We start from the raw sequence: 17,041 nt of genomic DNA on the forward strand, positions 1-17,041 counted from the left end.
GGGGGGGTTGTTTTGTGGGGGGGGCGGCGGCGGGGGCCCCCCACCGGGGTGTGGGGGGGGGGGCCCCCCCCGCCCCCCGCCACTACCCACATCCGCAGGCATTCCGGTGGTTGCCGGCCAGCGGCCGGCACTACCCACATCACCGCTGCGACGGACCCCAGTAGCCCAGGTCCTTGCGGATCTGCAGGTCGCGCACCCAGCTGCCAAACGGCTTGCGACGCAGCACGCCCATCTCGCCGGACAGGAAATCCTCGGTGGCGGCGATCACCCGCTCGCTGGACAGGCCATCGCGATAGGGGTGGATGGCATCGGCGTAACGCACGATCTCCGCCTGCAACGCCGCGTCGGGATGCAGCGCGCGCGCCAGCATGGCCGGCAGCTGCTGCGGATCATCGAAATCGATCATGTGCGGCTTCGGCACGCGGTTGCGGAAGGTCACCACCGGCTTGTGCTGGACGATGAACTCCGAAACGATCGATGAGGTGTCCGACACCAGCACGTCGGCGGCGCGCTGGGCTGCCATCACCTGCTCCGGTTCGATGAAACGCGCATTGGCGCCGGCCAGCGCGCGGTAGCGTTCGAACAGTTCCGGCGGGCACTTCGGGTGCAGGGTCAGCAGCCAGTAGTGCTGCCCGGCGGCGATGTCGGCCGCGATCTGCGCATGCAGGTGCGGGGCGGCGCTCAAGCGCTCGGTGAAGGTTGAACCGAACAGGATCACCGGGCGGCCGCCGGCTGCACTGCGCAGCGCGGCACTGTCGCCACCGTCGTCGCGGAACAGCGGGTCCAGCTTCGGCCAGCCGGTTTCCGCCACGGCGAAATGGCCCTGCACTGCCGCGATCTCGCGGAACGGCGCGGTGGTGGCAGGGCCCTGCGTGCAGTACAGGTCGAACATGCCGCGCACCCGGAAGTGGCCACGCGCACTGTCGCGCTTTTCCACGTTGAAGCCATGGAACAGCTGCACCTTGGCCCCCGACAGGAAGGTCGGCACCCAGTTGGCCGCGCTGAACACCGCCCGCGGCCGCATCGCCAGGGCCTGCTTCAGGCCGATGTTGGGCACGCCGGGAAGCTGGCTGCCAGCCGCGCCATCTTCGAACCAGGCCGCCACTTCCTGGCCGGAAGCGTGCAAGGCCTGCACCAACGGGGCGAGAATAGGCAGCGCATAGCGCTCCGTCGCAAACAACAGGTACCCGGCCATCATGTCCTCCACGACCGCTCCCATCGAACGGCCTCGCATCTCGGCCTGCATTATCGCGTTCAACGAGGCCGGGCGCATCGGCGACTGCCTGGCCTCGCTGGCCTTCTGCGATGAGATCGTGGTGGTGGACTCGCAGTCCACCGACGCCACGGTGGCCATCGCCGAGGCGGCCGGCGCCCGCGTGCTGCAGCGTCCGTTCGATGGCTTCCGCAGCCAGAAGGCGTTCTGCGTCGAGCAGGCCACCCACCACTGGGTGCTGTGCCTGGACGCCGACGAGCGCATCAGCCCGGAACTGCGCACGGCCATCGAGCAGGCCCGCGACGGCGGCTTTGCAGGTCATACGGGTTACCGCTTCGCCCGCCTGTCGGAGTACTTCGGCAGGTTCCTGCGCCACGGCAATGCCTATCCGGACCGGGTGCTGCGCCTGTTCGACCGCCGCCACGGCGGCTGGCGCGGCAAGCGCGAGATCCATGAGGCGGCCAGTGTCGATGGCACGGTCGGCACCCTGCGCGGGGACCTCATCCACTTCCCCTACCGCTCGCTGCAGCAGCAGCTGGCCAAGACCGAGAAGTACGCGCGGATGATGGCCGAACACGAGTTCGCGCGTGGCAAGCGGGCCACCCTCGGCAAGCTGGTGCTGGCCCCGGCCTGGCGGTTCTGGCGCGGCTTCCTGTTCCGTGGCGGCTTCCGCGACGGCTGGCATGGCCTGGTATACGCCTACGTGCGCGCCAACTACGTGCGCCAGAAGACCATCATGCTGTGGATGCTGGGCAACGGTCAGGCCGTGTCCGATCCGCCCAACCCGTGAGTGCGGAGCCGAGCGTGGCTGGACGCTACCGGGCGTTCTTTGCCCGGTGCCGGGCACCTTCCACGATCGACAGGCCGGTCAGCAGGCCGACGATGGTGACGTAGAAGCTTGCGGTCATCTGGTGCGCGAACATCGACTGGGTCAGGCCGCACAGGATGTAGGACACCACCACCATCACGCCGGCGGCGGCAGGGCCACGGAAGGTAGCGTGTCCACTGCGCCGGTGCAGGCGCAGGAACACCCACAGTGGCACCCCGTATACCGCCAGCAGCAGCAACATGCCCGGCAGGCCCTGGGTGGCCGACCATTCGGCCAGATCGTTGTGCGCATGGCGCAGGTGGCAGCGGATTTCCTGCGGATTCTCGCGGCAGGCCGGCACACGCTTCATGGCCCTGTCGAAGTGGCCGATGCCCACCCCGGTCAGTGGATGGTCGAGGAAGGTCTCCCACGCCACCTGCAGGCGCTCGACGCGCGCCCCGGCCGAAGAGTCGCTGTCACCCTGCTCCATGCGCTGCACATCGCTGTGCAGTTCGGACAACCGCACCTGGTGGCGCAGCTCGGGCACCGACAGCAGCAGGGTCGCGCCGATGGCCAGCATGCCGGCAAGCACTGAAAGACGCGCCGCGCCGGTGCGCCAGCGCAGGCTCAGTGCCAGCACCACCAGCAGCGCCAGCAGGGCCGCGAACACGCCCCGGCTTCCGGTCAGGATGATGGTTCCGCAGCCGGCGGCCATTCCGACGATCACCAACGACCAGCGCCGCGACGGCCGGCAGAACACCAGCAGCACCATCAGCATCATCACGATGTCGGCGAGCACGATCGCGTTGGTGAACAGTTCGGCGCGTGCCGCACCCTGGAACACCTGCAGCGCCGAAAGCACGAAGGTGCCCACCAGTCCGGCCAACGCACCGCGCCACAGCCAGCGCATGTCCGGGCGCAGCGCACACACCCACAGTGCGATCCACGGGATGACCAGGAAGCGGGATCGATTGTCGACATCGCGCAAGCCCTGTTCGAACAGCGCGACCGACACGATGGCCATCACCAGCACCGCCAGCATCAGCCAGCTGAGGACCTTGATCGGCTGCTTGTCCATACGCCGGGCCTGCCACAGCAGGCCGGGCACCATCGCCGTGCTGACCAGCAGCAGCAGCGCGTAGGGCAACAGGTTGATCGGGATCGTCAGCACCAGTGCCGGCATGCAGAACAGGCCGATCTGCGCCAGCCAGTGCGCCGCGCGCGGGCGCCTGCCTGCGGGGACGCCCAGCGGATCGCCGATCGTGGATTCCAGGTTGTGCTGTGAAGCTGCCACGTCGAAAAAGTTCGCTGCAATCCGGCGGAATGAACGGGATCACCGGCACGGCCAATCCCACGCTGACGTTTTACTGCCTTTGCTGTCGCTTGGGCAGTCTGGACAAGCACGGGCCAGGATGGTTATTCCTCACGTTGCAGCCGTCGTTCACGTTCGCGTTCCTCCGCGCTGGCCACGCAGCGGCCCTGCACGGCAGCAGCCGGTACCAGCCACCAGCGGCGGCGGTTGGCGATCCCGGCCAACTCGGCGTGGTTGCGGTCGATGCAGGGCAACAGCGCCTCTTCGTGGACCAGCAACCAGCGGCGCCGGGGCGCCAACTGCTGCCATTCCACGGCCGCAGCCAGCTGCGCATCCCAAGGCTCGTTGAAACCGAAGGTGGCTGCCGGGCGGTCGGCCATCAGCAGATTCTGCTCTTTCCAGGCCACCAGTCCCAGCTCCGCATCGGCGCCGATACGCTGGCCGGTGTGCCGCATCAGGCCGCGGGCGGAACTTGAATCATTCAGCAGCGGATAGCCGATCAGGCTGTACAGCACCCAGACGGTAGTCAGGGTCGAGACCAGGGCCAGCTCGCGGCGGGCGCGCCCGAACAGCAGCAGGCTGGCCATACCCCAGCCGCCCATCGCCATCGCCGCCCAAGCCAGGGCGTTCATTTCGCCATTGCCGATGCCCCGCGTCTGCATCAGCCGCACTTCGAAGCCGGGCTTGCCCAGCAGGGCAGACAACCCCGCGGCCAACGTCCCCAGCGACAGCAGCAGGGTGAACGCGCCCAGCAGCCATTGCACATCGCGCCGGCGCAGCAGCCCCGGCAGCAACGGCGCCAGTGCCAGGCAGAACATCGGCAGCGCCGGCAGGATGTAGACGTCGCGCTTGCCATTGGGGATCGAGAAGAACAGCACGATCAGCGCCCACCAGCCCAGCAGCAACAGATAGCGCGCATCCCGGCGCTGCAGCCGGCGCCGCCAGGCGGGGATCGCCCACGGCACCGCCAGGAAGGCCGGAATCCACATCGACGGCATGGTGCCCAGGAAGTACCACCATGGCTGGTGGTGGTCCCACGATTGCGCATAGCGCTTGGCGGTCTGCCGGAACAGGATGTCGTCCATGTAGGCCAGGTATTCGCCGGAACGGGTGGCCAGCGCGGTCATCACCATGGGCACCAGCCACAGCGCGACGGCCAGCACGAATGCCAGCGGCGCCAGCCAGAAGCGCAGGTCGCGCGCATGCAGTCGCACCCGTGGCCAGTGCAGGGCCGAACCGATCACCGCTGGCACGATCATCAGCAGCGCGATCACGCCCACGCCCTTGGTGATCACCCCGATGCCGGCAAAGAACCAGCCCAGCCACCACCAGCGCCAGGCAGGCCCCAGCAACAGGTGGCGAAGCAGGCCATAGTTGGCCAGGGTGATGAACAACACCACCAGCGGGTCGATCTGCGCCTTCTTCGCCTGGAAGGTGAACTGCAGGGCGAACAGCAGCGCCCAGCCAGCGTACAGGCCGACCTGGCGTGTCCACAGGCGCCGCCCGAGGTCGACCACGCACCACAGCGTGCCCAGTGCAGCGATCAGCGAAGGCAGCAGGAACGCTACGCGCCAGTTGCCGATCACGCTGTACAGCGTGGCCTGCCACCACATCAGCATCGGCGGCTTGTCCGAGTACAGCTCCAGCCCACGGTGCGGGAACAGCCAGTCGCCGCTGTCCACCATCTGCTTGGCGACCAGGGCGAAGCGCGGTTCGTCCGAGGGCCAGGGATCGCGTAGTCCCAGCCCGGCACCCAACACCAACAGGGCCATCACAACGAACAGCCATGTCTGGCGTGACGCACGGGTTTTCAGCATGGGGGCTCGGACAGCGGTTGGGTCAGCCCTTTTTTAGCAGACGCGCGTAGAAAAATCCGTCAGCATCGTTTTCACCGGGCAGGCGCTGGCGAGCAATACCGTCACAATCCAGACCAAATGCGTCATCCAGCGCGACCGCTTCCGCATCCGCGTGCCATTTCAGGAAGCCCTTTACCTGATCGACGTTTTCCGCGCGCAGGATCGAGCAGGTGGCATACAGCAACACACCACCGGGGCGCAGCATCGACCAGCAGGCTTCCAGCAGGCGGGCCTGGATGCCGACCAGCGCATCGATGTCTTCCGCACGGCGATGGAACATCACGTCCGGTTGCCGGCGGATGACGCCGGTGGCCGAGCACGGTGCGTCCAGCAGGATCGCGTCGAACGGAACGCCGTCCCACCATGCCCCCGGATCGCTGGCATCGGCCACCAGGACCTGGGCGCCTTCGCCCACACCGGTGCGGGCGAACGTATCCCTGGCGCGCGCCAGACGACGGGCATCGATATCCAGCGCCAGCAATCGCAGGCTGGGGTCTCGCTCGAGCAGGTGCGCCGACTTGCCGCCCGGGGCGGCACAGGCGTCAAGCACGCGGCTGCCGGCCGGCGGCGCCAGCGCGTCGGCTGCACACTGCGCCGACAGATCCTGCACCGACAGCAGGCCTTCGCCGAAGCCGGGCAGCTGGTTCACCGGAACCGGCACGGCCAGTCGCAGCGCATCGGCGCTCAGCGCGCTGGCTTCGGCGGCAATGCCCGCCTCGGCCAGGGCCGCCATCATCTTGTCGCGCCCGCCCTGCTGGCGGTTGGCACGCAGCCACAGCGGCGCCGGCTGCAGGCTGGCGGCGAAGATCGCCTCGGCCTGTGCCGGCCAGTCGCGCTCGACGGCCTCGGCCAGCCAGGCCGGAAATGCGTCGCGTGCAGGTTGTTCGGGGAAACCCTCGCGCTGGGCGCGGCGCAGGATCGCATTGACCAGGCCAGCCTGGCGTTCACGGCCGAGTGCGCGCGCAGCGTCGACCGTGGCCGACAGCGCCGCATGGGCCGGCAGGGCCAGCACATCCAACTGGGCGAAGCCCACCATCAGCAGCGTGCGCAGGTCGGCGTCGCGCGCGGACAGCGGCTTCTGCATCCATCCCTGCAGGGCGGCGTCATAGGTGCTGCGACGACGCAGCACCGCAAAGCACAACGCTTCAAGCAGCGCGCGGTCGCGGGTGTCGGCCAGCTTCGGCAGCGCCCAGGCCAGTTCCGCCTTGAGCGAACGACCGCGGGTGAACACCTGCGCAAGCACGCGCGCAGCCAGCATGCGGGTGGCCGCGCCCGGCGCCGCCTTGGCGATGGAAAAATCGTTTGCCTTGCTCACCCGTCAAACCCCCACGCGCAGATCACGGCGCGCATTGAGGTAGTCGGCGGCGGTAATCGCCTTGCCGCCCTCCCGCTGCAGTACACGCAGACGCAGCGCGCCCTGCCCGCAGGCGATGTCGATGCCCTCGCGGCCAGCGGCCAGCACCGTACCCGGCGCCTGGCCATGCGCCACATCCAGCGCCACCGCGCCATGGATGCGCACGCGCTCACCGGCCAGCAGTGCCTCGGCAATCGGCCACGGATTGAATGCACGCACCGTGCGCGCCAGCGCTTCTGCGTCCTGCGCCCAGTCAAGTTTTGCCTCGGCCTTGTCCAGCTTGTGCGCGTATGTCACGCCCTGCTCCGGCTGCGGCCGTGCGATCGGCTTGATGCCGGCGCGCAGCAGGCCCAGCCCATCGGACAGCACCTGTGCGCCAAGCTCGGCCAGCTTGTCGTGCAGCTGACCACCGGTATCGGTAGCGGCGATCGGCAGCTCCTGGTGCAGCAGCACCGGGCCCGTATCCAGGCCGGCTTCCATCTGCATCAGGCAGATGCCGGTCTTGCTGTCACCGGCCTGGATGGCGCGCTGGATCGGTGCGGCGCCACGCCAGCGCGGCAGCAGCGAACCATGCACGTTCCAGCAACCGTGGGTCGGAATGGTCAGCACCGCCTTGGGCAGGATCAGGCCATAGGCCACCACCACCATCAGGTCCGGCTGCAGGTCACGCAGCTGCTGCTGGGCCGCTTCGTCCTTCAGCGTTTCCGGCTGGTACACGGGGATGCCACGGGCGACCGCTTCCAGCTTGACCGGCGAAGGCGCCAGACCACGGCCGCGACCGGCAGGGCGATCGGGCTGGGTATAGACAGCCACCACCTCGTGATGACGCGCGGCCGCGCGCAGCGACGACACCGCGAATTCCGGCGTACCGGCAAAGACAATCCTCATGGCAACCCCACTTGCAGGATGAAATCGTGCAGGAAAAAAAACGGCGCCGTCGGCCGGCGCCATGCAGCCCGCGCGTCACGCGCAGGCGCGGGCCACCCCGAAGGGCGGCCCGGAGCAGCGATCACGCCACGTGCTTGCGCTGCTTGGCCAGCTTCTTGCGGACCATCTCGCGCTTCAGCGGCGACAGGTAATCGATGAACAGCTTGCCGTCCAGATGGTCCATCTCGTGCTGCACGCAGACCGCCAGCAGGCCGTCGGTGGTCAACTCCTGCGGCTGCCCCTGGCGATCCAGGAACTTGACGGTGATGGTGTCGGCACGGGTCACGTCGGCGAAGATGCCGGGCACCGACAGGCAGCCTTCCTGGTACACCTGGCCCCCGTCCTTGGCGACGATTTCCGGGTTGATGAAGACGCGCGGCTCGTTCTTTTCTTCGCTCACGTCGATGACCATGAAGCGCTGGTGCACGTCCACCTGGCTGGCAGCCAGGCCGATGCCCGGGGCGTCGTACATGGTCTCGAACATGTTGTCGAGCAGCTCCTGGAACGCCGGCGTGGTCACTTCGGCGGCATCGATCAACGCAGCCTTGGTACGCAGGCGCGGATCGGGGAACTCAAGGATGGGGAGTAAAGCCATGGCAGTTTCCGGGGTTGGGGCCGGGGTACGCCGGCATACGTCGCAGATTCTAGCTCCAACGCTTGCCTTGCGCCCCGGTTTCTGGACTATAGTGCGCGAACCTGTTGGGGAATCAGGGCTTCACACCTATGTTGCTTCGTTTTCGTACGGTCGTCGCCGCGGCGATGCTGACCGTGGCTGCCTATGCTACCGCCGTGGAAGTGAATGGCGGGCACCCGGACACCTATGTGGTCCGCAAAGGGGACACCCTGTGGGACATCGCAGGACGATTCCTGCAGAAACCATGGCTGTGGCCGGAGATATGGCAGGCCAATCCGCAGGTCGCCAATCCACACCTGATCTATCCCGGTGACGTCCTCAGCCTGGCCTACCTGGACCGCGTGACGGCCCAGCCCGGCCCGCGCCAGGAAGCCCCGGTAACCGGCGTGCCGCTGGCCCAGGTCGAGCCGTTCCTGAAGCAGCTCAGCGTGGTCGACAGCATCGAACAGCTGCCCTATGTGGTCGGCCTGGAAGACAACCGCCTGCGCGCCACCGGTGGGCAGACCGCCTATGTGCGCCTGGCCGACGCCCAGGTCGGGCAGCGCTGGGCCGTGGTCCGCCCGACCGTGCGCTACGCCCAGCCCAAGCCCACCGAGGACCTGACCGCCAACGGCGACGTCACCCCGGGCAGCGGCAATCTCTGGAAGGCCTTCAGCGCGCCCAACCACCGCCGTGGCGTACTGGGTTATGAGCTGGCACAGGTCGGCACCGGCACCATCACCAAGGTGGCTGGCGGCAAGACCGAAGCGTCAACCCTGGTCCTGGACAACGCCAGTGGCGGCCGTGAAGTGCGTGCCGGCGACCGTCTGGTGCCGGTCGAGGCCACGCCGTACGACCTGCAGTTCTTCCCGCATGTCCCCGCCGCCGGCGTGGAAGGCGTGGATGTACGCGTGCTCGCAGTCACCGACATGTTCAGCACCGGCGGTCCGCGCGATGTGATCGCGATTTCGGCTGGCCGCGCCCAGGGCGTGGACAACGGCACCGTGTTCTCGCTGTGGCGCCAGGGCAGCCACGTGGCGCACCGGATGAAGTTCCCGGGGTCCTCGCGCATGGACGACTCCGTCAGCACGGGCGCCGGCCGGGTCAGCCTGCCCGATGAGTACGCCGCGCATGCCATGGTCTTCCGCACCTTCGACAACGTCAGCTACGCGTTGGTGATGCAGGGTGTGAAGCCGGTGCGTGTGGGCTACAGCGCGCTGCATCCGGACACGAAATGATCCGGCGCCGGGCCCCGACCGGCCTCGGCAGGGAGTGCCGGCCGCATCGGCCGGCAACCTCCGGGATACCCTGACAGCAATACGCGAAGGCGCCCTAGGGCGCCTTTGTTGCGTGAGGCCGATAGTCGGGGGATGACTGAGCATGGACATGAGGCGCTGCTGCGCCTGTTGATCGCGGCTGGTTCCCTGGCACCCAGGCGCGCGCTGCTGCAGACCACCGGCAATGCGGATGCAGCGTTGGCGCTCGGTGTTGCCGGCTGGCGGGCCCACGGCTGCACGGCGGAACAATGCGCTGCGCTGGAGCGTCCCGACACCCGCGCCCTCGCGCTTGCGCAGCGCTGGCTGCAGCAGCCTGATCATCATCTGCTGGCCTGCAACGATGCGGCTTTCCCGCCCCTCCTGCTCGATGCACCCAACCCGCCCCTGGCGCTGTTCGTTGCCGGCGATCCAGCCATCGCCTGGCGTCCTGCGGTGGCCCTGGTCGGCAGCCGTTCACCCACCCCCGCCGGCCGTGCCCTGGCCGCCCGGTTTGCCACCTGCTTCGTCGAGGCCGGGCTGGCGGTGACCAGTGGATTGGCGGCAGGCATCGATGCAGCCGCCCACCAGGCGGCACTGGACGCGGGCGGCTGCACCCTCGCGGTGATAGGCACTGGCCCGGACCGCGCCTATCCCACCAGCCATGCCCGCCTGCAGGCAAGAATCGCCACCGACGGCGCGGTGCTCAGCGAGTACCTGCCAGGTACGCCCGCACGGCCGGGTCACTTCCCCGCGCGCAACCGGCTGGTGGCCGGGTTGGCCCTGGCCACGGTGGTGGTCGAGGCCGCACAACGCTCGGGCGCCCTGATCACCGCCCGGCTGGCAGCCGAAGCCGGCCGCGAGGTCTGCGCGATACCCGGGTCGGTGCTCAATCCGCGCGCCGCCGGCTGCCACCGGCTCATCCGTGAAGGGGTTGCCCTGGTCGAACGGCCCGAAGAAGTGCTGGAACTGCTGGCCCCGGCACTGCGTCACCAGCTTCCGGACTTGCAAACCCGGCTTGCCACCCCCACTGAACAGGCAGCGCCGGCGGACCTGCCGGCATGCTGGGCGAACGACGCTGACTACCAGCGCTTGTGGCGGGTGCTGGAGCACGACCCAATCAGTATGGATTCACTGATCACGCAGTGTGGATTGACGGCGTCGGAGGTGTCCTCCATGCTGCTGGCCATGGAACTTGCGGGGATCGTGGTGTGCGTACACGGCCGCTACTGTCGACGTCCCTAGTTTCTTCACCTCCACAGCGTCGCGCGACGCAGGCCGAGGGGCAATGAAAGAGAGCATCCTGGATGTACTGTTGTACCTGTTTGAACACTATTTCAGCGAAGATGCGGACCTGATCCGTGACCGCGACTCCCTGCAGAATGGCCTGATCCAGGCCGGTTTCAGCCCCACTGAGATCAACAAGGCATTCGAATGGCTCGATGCCCTGGCAGCGCAGCGCCCGAGCGCGGCCCAGGCCCGGGTCGATGGCCCGGTGCGCATCTATCACGGCCCGGAGCTGGACAAGCTTGACGTGGAGTGCCGTGGTTTCCTGCTGTACCTGGAACAGCACGGCATCCTCGATGCCGGCCAGCGCGAGCTGGTGCTGGACCGGGCGATGGCCCTGGACCAGGACGAGCTGGACCTGGACGACCTGAAATGGGTGGTGCTGATGGTGCTGTTCAACCAGCCCGGCGCCGAGGCGGCCTACGCCTGGATGGAAACGCAGATGTTCGTGGACGAGCCAGAACCCCTGCACTGACCGTACACTTGGGGACCGTGCGCATTCAGGAGCGTCCCCGTGAGTGAGTGGTTCCATGCCGAAGGCAACCGCCAGCAAGGCCCGTTGCCCTCGGAACAGTTGATCGAGCTGTTCCGCAGCAACCAGATCACCCTGGACACCCTGGTATGGCGCGACGGCTTGCCGCAATGGCAGCCGTTGCGCAACGTGGTCGACGAACTGGGCCTGATCGTGCCCGCCGTTGATGCAGCCGCCACGGCGCCACCGCCGCCGCCTGCCGCCCCTCTGCCGCCAACCCTTCCCCCCGCCTCTCCGTACGCGGCCACGGCGATGGACGCTGCGCCGGTCGCGAAGAAGGGCCTGTCCGGCTGCGCGTTGACCGCCATCATCGGCGGCGTCGCACTGCTGGTGGTGGTGCCGATCCTGGCCATCCTGGCCGCGATCGCCCTGCCGGCCTACAACGACTACACCATCAAGGCCAAGGTCGCCGGCGCGGTCACCGTGCTGCAGCCGCTGAAGGACAAGGTCCAGCACTTCGCCGATGACCAGGGCCGCTGCCCGGGCGCCAACGACGCCGGCTTCCCGGCGGCGGACGAATTCGCAGGCCAGGGCCTGTCGGCCGTGCATATCGGCCGCTTCAACAATGGCCACTGCGGCATCGAAGCGACGCTGGCGGTTCCCGGCAAGAGCCAGGATGGCGACCTGCTCTGGCTCGAATACGACCGCGACAGCGGGCGCTGGGAATGCAGCGGCGAAAGCGACGACAAGTATCTGCCCACGCAATGCCGCGGCTGAGCCGCGCATCGGGCAACCCACCAAGGACGACCCAACAGGGGACATGCAATGACTGAGTGGTACTACGCCGAAGGACAGCAACGCCAGGGACCGCTGGAGGTCACCGAGATCCGCCAGCGCTTCCAGCGTGGCCAGTTGAACCTGGACACCCTGGTCTGGCGCGAAGGCATGGGGCAGTGGGCGCCGCTGCGGCAGATGGTGGAAGAGCTGGGCCTGCAGACCCTGGCCGATGCCAGCACGTCCCCCGCCACCGGTGGCTTCGACCTGCGCAACGACTACGCCGCGATCGACAACGGCACCGCGCCCCTGCCGGGCACCGGCGCCCTCAGCAGCTCGCCGTACACCGCGCCCGGTGCAGGCGGCAATGACTATTCGCAGCCGGTGCAGGGCGGCGAGGTGGTCTATGCCGGCTTCTGGAAGCGCTTTGCCGCCTACCTGATCGACTACTTCGTCCTGCTGATTCCCAGCGGCGTGGTTGGTGGCGTACTAGGCTTCGTGCTCGGCGCGGGCATGGGCGCTGCCGGCAGCGGCGAAACAGCGGTTGAAGTGGTCACCCAGCTGATCAGTGGCCTGGCCGGCCTGTTCATCGCCGCCGCCTACTACGGCTGGTTCCATGCCTCCCGCGGCGGTGCCACCCTCGGCAAGATGGCCATCGGCATCAAGGTCGTGCGCGGCAATGGCGATCGCCTGACCCTGGGCCGCAGCATCGGCCGCTATTTCGCCACCATCCTCAGTGGCCTGACACTGTGCATCGGCTACCTGATGGCCGCCTTCACCGAGCGCAAGCAGGGCCTGCATGACCTGATCTGCGACACCGTGGTGGTCGACCGCTGGGCCTATACCGACCAGCCGCAGCTGCAGCGCCGCGAGATGGGCACGGTGACCATCGTGATCCTGGTGCTGGGCGGCCTGCTGATGCTGGCCGGTTTCGCCGCGATCATCTTCGCCGTCGGCGTCATCGCCAACATGGCGTCGTGATCGCGGATCGAGGGCCAATGCGCCGTCGCGGACGGCCATCCTCACGCCCCCCTGCTTGACAATGGCAGGCCGGGCGTGATTCCTCTAATAAGGTGAAACCTGAACGCCCGGCACAGTCCCGGGCGTTCAGTTTATTGATTTGCCCGTGGCCGCTTCACTAATGCGGCCGTTTGCTCCACCCTAGCGGCCCTTCCCCGCGGCTTACCCACAGACCCTGCTGCCATGCCCAAGCACCTGCTCATCGTTGAATCGCCGGCCAAAGCCAAGACGATCAACAAATACCTCGGCAAGGACTACACGGTCCTGGCCTCGTATGGGCACGTGCGTGACCTGATCCCGAAGGAAGGCGCGGTTGACCCGGACAACGGGTTCGCCATGCATTACGACGTGATCGAGAAGAACGAAAAGCATGTCGATGCGATCGCCAAGGCCGCAAAGGGCGCCGACGACATCCTGCTGGCGACCGACCCGGATCGCGAGGGTGAAGCGATCAGCTGGCATATCGCCGAGATCCTGAAGGAGCGCGGGCTGGTCAAGGACAAGCCGATGCAGCGCGTGGTGTTCACCGAGATCACCCCGCGCGCGATCAAGGAAGCGATCAGCCAGCCGCGCGAGATCGCCAGCGACCTGGTCGATGCCCAGCAGGCGCGCCGCGCGCTGGACTACCTGGTCGGTTTCAACCTGTCGCCGGTGCTGTGGCGCAAGGTCCAGCGCGGCCTGTCGGCAGGCCGCGTGCAGAGCCCGGCGCTGCGCATGATCGTCGAGCGCGAGGAAGAGATCGAAGCCTTCATCGCCCGCGAGTACTGGTCGATCGCCGCCGAGTGCGCGCATCCCTCGCAGCACTTCAACGCCAAGCTGGTCAAGCTGGACGGGCAGAAGTTCGAGCAGTTCACCGTCACCGACGGCGACACCGCCGAGGCCGCCCGCCTGCGCATCCAGCAGGCCGCGCAGGGCGCCCTGCATGTCACCGACGTGGCCAGCAAGGAGCGCAAGCGCCGCCCCGCGCCGCCGTTCACCACTTCCACGCTGCAGCAGGAAGCTTCGCGCAAGCTCGGTTTCACCACGCGCAAGACCATGCAGGTCGCGCAGAAGCTGTACGAAGGCGTGGACATCGGCGGCGACGAAGGCACGGTCGGCCTGATCTCGTACATGCGTACCGACTCGGTGAACCTGTCGCAGGACGCGCTGGCCGAAATCCGCGACGTGATTGCCCGTGATTACGGCATCGCCTCGCTGCCCGACCAGCCCAACACCTACCAGACCAAGTCCAAGAACGCCCAGGAAGCGCACGAAGCGGTGCGCCCGACCTCGGCACTGCGCACCCCGGCCCAGGTCGCGCGGTTCCTGACCGACGACGAGCGCAAGCTGTACGAGCTGATCTGGAAGCGTGCAGTGGCCTGCCAGATGATCCCGGCAACGCTCAACACCGTCAGCGTGGACCTGTCGGCCGGCAGCGAACATGTGTTCCGCGCCAGCGGCACCACGGTGGTGGTGCCCGGCTTCCTGGCCGTGTACGAGGAAGGCAAGGACAGCAAGAGCGCCGAGGATGACGATGAAGGCCGCAAGCTGCCGGCGATGAAGCCGGGCGACCGCGTGCCGCTGGAGCGCATCGTGGCCGACCAGCACTTCACCCAGCCGCCGCCGCGCTTCACTGAAGCGGCGCTGGTGAAGGCGCTGGAAGAGTACGGCATCGGTCGTCCTTCGACCTACGCCTCGATCATCCAGACCCTGCTGTTCCGCAAGTACGTGGAAATGGAAGGCCGCAGCTTCCGCCCGTCCGATGTCGGCCGTGCGGTGTCCAAGTTCCTGTCCAGCCACTTCACCCAGTACGTCGACTACGACTTCACCGCCAAGCTGGAGGACGAGCTCGATGCCGTCTCGCGTGGCGAGGAAGAGTGGATTCCGCTGATGTCGCGCTTCTGGGGACCGTTCAAGGAACTGGTCGAAGACAAGAAGGAATCGGTCGACCGTGCCGAGGCCAGTGGTGCGCGCGAGCTGGGTACCGACCCGAAGACCGGCAAGCCGGTCAGCGTGCGCCTGGGCCGGTTCGGGCCGTACGCGGCCATCGGCAGCACCGCCGAGGATGCCGAGGACAAGCCCAAGTTCGCCTCGCTGCGGCCGGGCCAGTCGATGCACACCATTTCCCTGGAAGACGCGCTGGAACTGTTCCTGATGCCGCGCGCGCTGGGTGAGGACAAGGGCGAGGACGTCAGCGTCGGCATCGGCCGCTTCGGCCCGTTCGCCAAGCGCGGCAGCACCTACGCTTCGCTGAAGAAGGAAGACGACCCGTACACCATCGACCTGGCCCGCGCCGTGTTCCTGATCGAAGAGAAGGAAGAAATCGCGCGCAACCGGATCATCAAGGAGTTCGAGGGCAGCGACATCCAGGTGCTGAACGGTCGTTTCGGCCCGTACATCAGCGACGGCAAGATGAACGGCAAGATCCCCAAGGATCGTGAACCGGCATCGCTGACCCTGGCCGAGGTGCAGCAGTTGATGGAAGAAACCGGCAAGCCGGTGCGCAAGGGCTTCGGCGCCAAGAAGGCCGCCGCCAAGAAGGCACCGGCAAAGAAGGCGGCAGTGAAGAAGGAAGCCGCGCCGAAGAAGGCTGCTGCCAAGAAGGCGCCGGCCAAGAAGGCGGCTGCGAAGAAGGCCGTGGCCAAGAAGGCACCGGCAAAGAAGGCCGTCAAGAAGGCGGCCAAGTAGATCCACGCCATGCGTGGATGATCTGCCAAGGTGAGCGGACCCACGGTCCGCCCCCACCGCTCCACCCGCTCTGCACGCAGCGGGGGGATAATGAAGGCCCACGCCGGGCCCGGTCGCCGCCATGAAAGAACTCACACTGGACACCGCAGTCGCCACGCTCCGCAGTGGCGGGGTGATTGCCTACCCGACCGAAGCGGTCTGGGGCCTGGGTTGCGATCCTGCGCACGAGGCAGCGGTGCACACGCTGCTGCGACTGAAGCAGCGCCCGATCGAGAAAGGCATGATCCTGGTGGCCGCTGACCTGTCGCAGCTGCAGGGCTGGGTGCGCCTGCAGGCGCTGCCCGATGCGCGCCAGCGCGCAGTGCTCGCCAGCTGGCCCGGCGCCAACACCTGGATCCTGCCCGCCGGTACCCGCGCGCCCGGCTGGATCACCGGCGAACACAGCGGCATCGCGGTACGCATCAGCGCCCACCCGCTGGTCGCAGCGCTGTGCCAGGCCTGGGGTGGCCCCCTGGTATCAACCAGTGCCAACCTTGCCGGCGAGCCCCCCGCGCGCAGCCGCGAAGAACTGGACCCACGCCTGCTGCGCCTGCTCGACGGCATCCTCGATGGGCAGACCGGCGGCCTGGCCCAACCCACGCCGATCCGCGACGCGCTCAGTGGCAACGTACTGCGCTCCTGACAGGTCCATTGCGTCGGCGTTGCCGATCGCGCACGCTGCGCCCATGACCCTGCTGCGCGCTGTCCTGTCTCTGGCCCTGCTGCTGTCGTTGCCGGCCCTTGCCGCCGACGACGTGCGGGTCTACCGCTGCGTCGGCAGCAATGGTGCCGTCGCGCTGCAGGACAAGCCCTGCACGGCCGGCCGCCAGCAAGTGCGCGACCTGCAACGGCCGCGCGACCCGCCGCCACGGGTGGTCAGCACCGAGGCCGCGCCGCCCGCACCGGTGCAGACGCCAGCGATGCGCGAGCGCGAGGTGCGCCATGTCTACATCCAGCCGCCACAGCCGATGTACGAATGCGTGAGTGAAGACGGCGACCGTTACACCAGCGACAACAACGAAGGGAATCCGCGCTGGGTGCCGCTGTGGACCACGGTCTGGTACCCGCATGGTCATCCTGGCGGTGCGTACCCCGGACCGCATCCGGGGCCGCGTCCGGCCGGCAGCGGCAACACCATCGGCCCCCCCATCGGCGGCGGGCCTGCGGTGTATCGCCCGCCGTCAGTGGGCGTCGGTGTCAACGTGCCTGCCGGCAACATCCTGGTGCGCGATACCTGCCACGCCCTGCCCCCGCAGGAAGTGTGCGCACGCCTGCGTGATCGTCGCTGGGAACTGGACCGGCGTTACAACAGCGCGCTGCAGAGCGAGCGCACCGCGATCAGCAAGGAGCAGCGTGGCATCGACGCGCGGCTGGCGCAGGACTGCGGCGGCTGAGCCCTGTGCTGGGGACGGTACCCCCTCTTTGGTAGATGCCCACCTTGGTGGG

The 17,041-nt window shown here is 67.8% G+C and carries 15 protein-coding genes; 9 read left to right on the forward strand and 6 right to left on the reverse strand.

All coding sequences use genetic code 11. The features are described from left to right. Positions 1–139: 139 nt before the first annotated feature. Positions 140–1,198, reverse strand: coding sequence for a CDP-glycerol glycerophosphotransferase family protein (locus M2299_RS11505; RefSeq protein WP_099785535.1), 1,059 nt, complete (start codon positions 1,196–1,198; stop codon positions 140–142). Between M2299_RS11505 and M2299_RS11510 the strand changes: the two genes are divergently transcribed. Next, entirely contained in the window at positions 1,197–2,003 is an 807-nt protein-coding gene (locus tag M2299_RS11510; protein ID WP_280884372.1) for a glycosyltransferase family 2 protein, read from the forward strand. The two genes, M2299_RS11505 and M2299_RS11510, sit on opposite strands and share 2 nt — an antisense overlap. A 25-nt stretch (positions 2,004–2,028) precedes the next feature. On the opposite strand, the gene M2299_RS11515 is transcribed toward M2299_RS11510, so the two are convergent. The 5 genes from M2299_RS11515 to def all read right to left on the reverse strand — a co-directional run bounded on the left by M2299_RS11515 (position 2,029) and on the right by def (position 8,065). Continuing rightward, complete coding sequence (locus tag M2299_RS11515) at positions 2,029–3,315, reverse strand: O-antigen ligase (RefSeq protein ID WP_223483485.1); 1,287 nt, start codon at positions 3,313–3,315, stop codon at positions 2,029–2,031. A 122-nt stretch (positions 3,316–3,437) separates the two neighbouring features. Further along, a complete protein-coding gene (locus tag M2299_RS11520) occupies positions 3,438–5,150 on the reverse strand; it encodes a glycosyltransferase family 39 protein (protein ID WP_280884373.1) in 1,713 nt (570 codons plus the stop codon). 22 nt (positions 5,151–5,172) lie between these two features. Next, positions 5,173–6,504, reverse strand: a complete 1,332-nt coding sequence (gene rsmB, locus M2299_RS11525; protein ID WP_099843840.1) for a 16S rRNA (cytosine(967)-C(5))-methyltransferase RsmB — start codon at positions 6,502–6,504, stop codon at positions 5,173–5,175. 3 nt (positions 6,505–6,507) lie between these two features. Further along, positions 6,508–7,431: a methionyl-tRNA formyltransferase gene (fmt, locus tag M2299_RS11530; protein ID WP_049468220.1), complete on the reverse strand. Its 924-nt coding sequence runs from the start codon at positions 7,429–7,431 to the stop codon at positions 6,508–6,510. Between the two features lie 121 nt (positions 7,432–7,552). Next, on the reverse strand, positions 7,553–8,065 hold the full coding sequence (def, locus tag M2299_RS11535) for a peptide deformylase (protein WP_025879059.1): 513 nt from the start codon (positions 8,063–8,065) through the stop codon (positions 7,553–7,555). 128 nt (positions 8,066–8,193) lie between these two features. Between def and M2299_RS11540 the strand changes: the two genes are divergently transcribed. The 8 genes from M2299_RS11540 to M2299_RS11575 all read left to right on the forward strand — a co-directional run bounded on the left by M2299_RS11540 (position 8,194) and on the right by M2299_RS11575 (position 16,989). Beyond that, positions 8,194–9,321, forward strand: coding sequence for a LysM peptidoglycan-binding domain-containing protein (locus M2299_RS11540; RefSeq protein WP_280884374.1), 1,128 nt, complete (start codon positions 8,194–8,196; stop codon positions 9,319–9,321). A gap of 132 nt (positions 9,322–9,453) precedes the next feature. Further along, positions 9,454–10,581, forward strand: coding sequence for a DNA-processing protein DprA (gene dprA / locus M2299_RS11545; RefSeq protein WP_105164722.1), 1,128 nt, complete (start codon positions 9,454–9,456; stop codon positions 10,579–10,581). 43 nt (positions 10,582–10,624) lie between these two features. After that, positions 10,625–11,098 (forward strand): DUF494 family protein, encoded by a 474-nt coding sequence (locus tag M2299_RS11550; RefSeq protein ID WP_025879062.1) that lies wholly within the window; start codon positions 10,625–10,627, stop codon positions 11,096–11,098. Between the two features lie 39 nt (positions 11,099–11,137). Further along, entirely contained in the window at positions 11,138–11,872 is a 735-nt protein-coding gene (locus M2299_RS11555; RefSeq protein WP_280884375.1) for a GYF domain-containing protein, read from the forward strand. Positions 11,873–11,920: 48 nt separating this feature from the next. Then, positions 11,921–12,850 carry an RDD family protein gene (locus tag M2299_RS11560; RefSeq protein WP_280884376.1) on the forward strand — a complete coding sequence of 310 codons (930 nt, stop codon included), beginning with the start codon at positions 11,921–11,923 and terminating at the stop codon, positions 12,848–12,850. Between the two features lie 222 nt (positions 12,851–13,072). Further along, positions 13,073–15,556 (forward strand): DNA topoisomerase I, encoded by a 2,484-nt coding sequence (locus tag M2299_RS11565; protein ID WP_080149742.1) that lies wholly within the window; start codon positions 13,073–13,075, stop codon positions 15,554–15,556. A gap of 121 nt (positions 15,557–15,677) precedes the next feature. Beyond that, positions 15,678–16,238 (forward strand): Sua5/YciO/YrdC/YwlC family protein, encoded by a 561-nt coding sequence (locus M2299_RS11570; protein ID WP_032952114.1) that lies wholly within the window; start codon positions 15,678–15,680, stop codon positions 16,236–16,238. Between the two features lie 43 nt (positions 16,239–16,281). Beyond that, positions 16,282–16,989, forward strand: a complete 708-nt coding sequence (locus M2299_RS11575; protein ID WP_223486763.1) for a DUF4124 domain-containing protein — start codon at positions 16,282–16,284, stop codon at positions 16,987–16,989. The last annotated feature ends 52 nt before the right edge of the window (positions 16,990–17,041 follow it).

Source organism: Stenotrophomonas sp. 1278, assembly GCF_029892765.1.
Lineage (GTDB): Bacteria > Pseudomonadota > Gammaproteobacteria > Xanthomonadales > Xanthomonadaceae > Stenotrophomonas > Stenotrophomonas indicatrix.

Coding starts and splice junctions, on each gene's coding strand:
- M2299_RS11510 (WP_280884372.1), top strand. CDS start 1,197: ATGTCCTCCACGACCGCTCCCATCGAACGGCCTCGCATCTCGGCCTGC.
- M2299_RS11505 (WP_099785535.1), bottom strand. CDS start 1,198: ATGATGGCCGGGTACCTGTTGTTTGCGACGGAGCGCTATGCGCTGCCT.
- M2299_RS11520 (WP_280884373.1), bottom strand. CDS start 5,150: ATGCTGAAAACCCGTGCGTCACGCCAGACATGGCTGTTCGTTGTGATG.
- fmt (WP_049468220.1), bottom strand. CDS start 7,431: ATGAGGATTGTCTTTGCCGGTACGCCGGAATTCGCGGTGTCGTCGCTG.
- def (WP_025879059.1), bottom strand. CDS start 8,065: ATGGCTTTACTCCCCATCCTTGAGTTCCCCGATCCGCGCCTGCGTACC.
- M2299_RS11540 (WP_280884374.1), top strand. CDS start 8,194: ATGTTGCTTCGTTTTCGTACGGTCGTCGCCGCGGCGATGCTGACCGTG.
- dprA (WP_105164722.1), top strand. CDS start 9,454: ATGACTGAGCATGGACATGAGGCGCTGCTGCGCCTGTTGATCGCGGCT.
- M2299_RS11550 (WP_025879062.1), top strand. CDS start 10,625: ATGAAAGAGAGCATCCTGGATGTACTGTTGTACCTGTTTGAACACTAT.
- M2299_RS11560 (WP_280884376.1), top strand. CDS start 11,921: ATGACTGAGTGGTACTACGCCGAAGGACAGCAACGCCAGGGACCGCTG.
- M2299_RS11565 (WP_080149742.1), top strand. CDS start 13,073: ATGCCCAAGCACCTGCTCATCGTTGAATCGCCGGCCAAAGCCAAGACG.
- M2299_RS11570 (WP_032952114.1), top strand. CDS start 15,678: ATGAAAGAACTCACACTGGACACCGCAGTCGCCACGCTCCGCAGTGGC.
- M2299_RS11575 (WP_223486763.1), top strand. CDS start 16,282: ATGACCCTGCTGCGCGCTGTCCTGTCTCTGGCCCTGCTGCTGTCGTTG.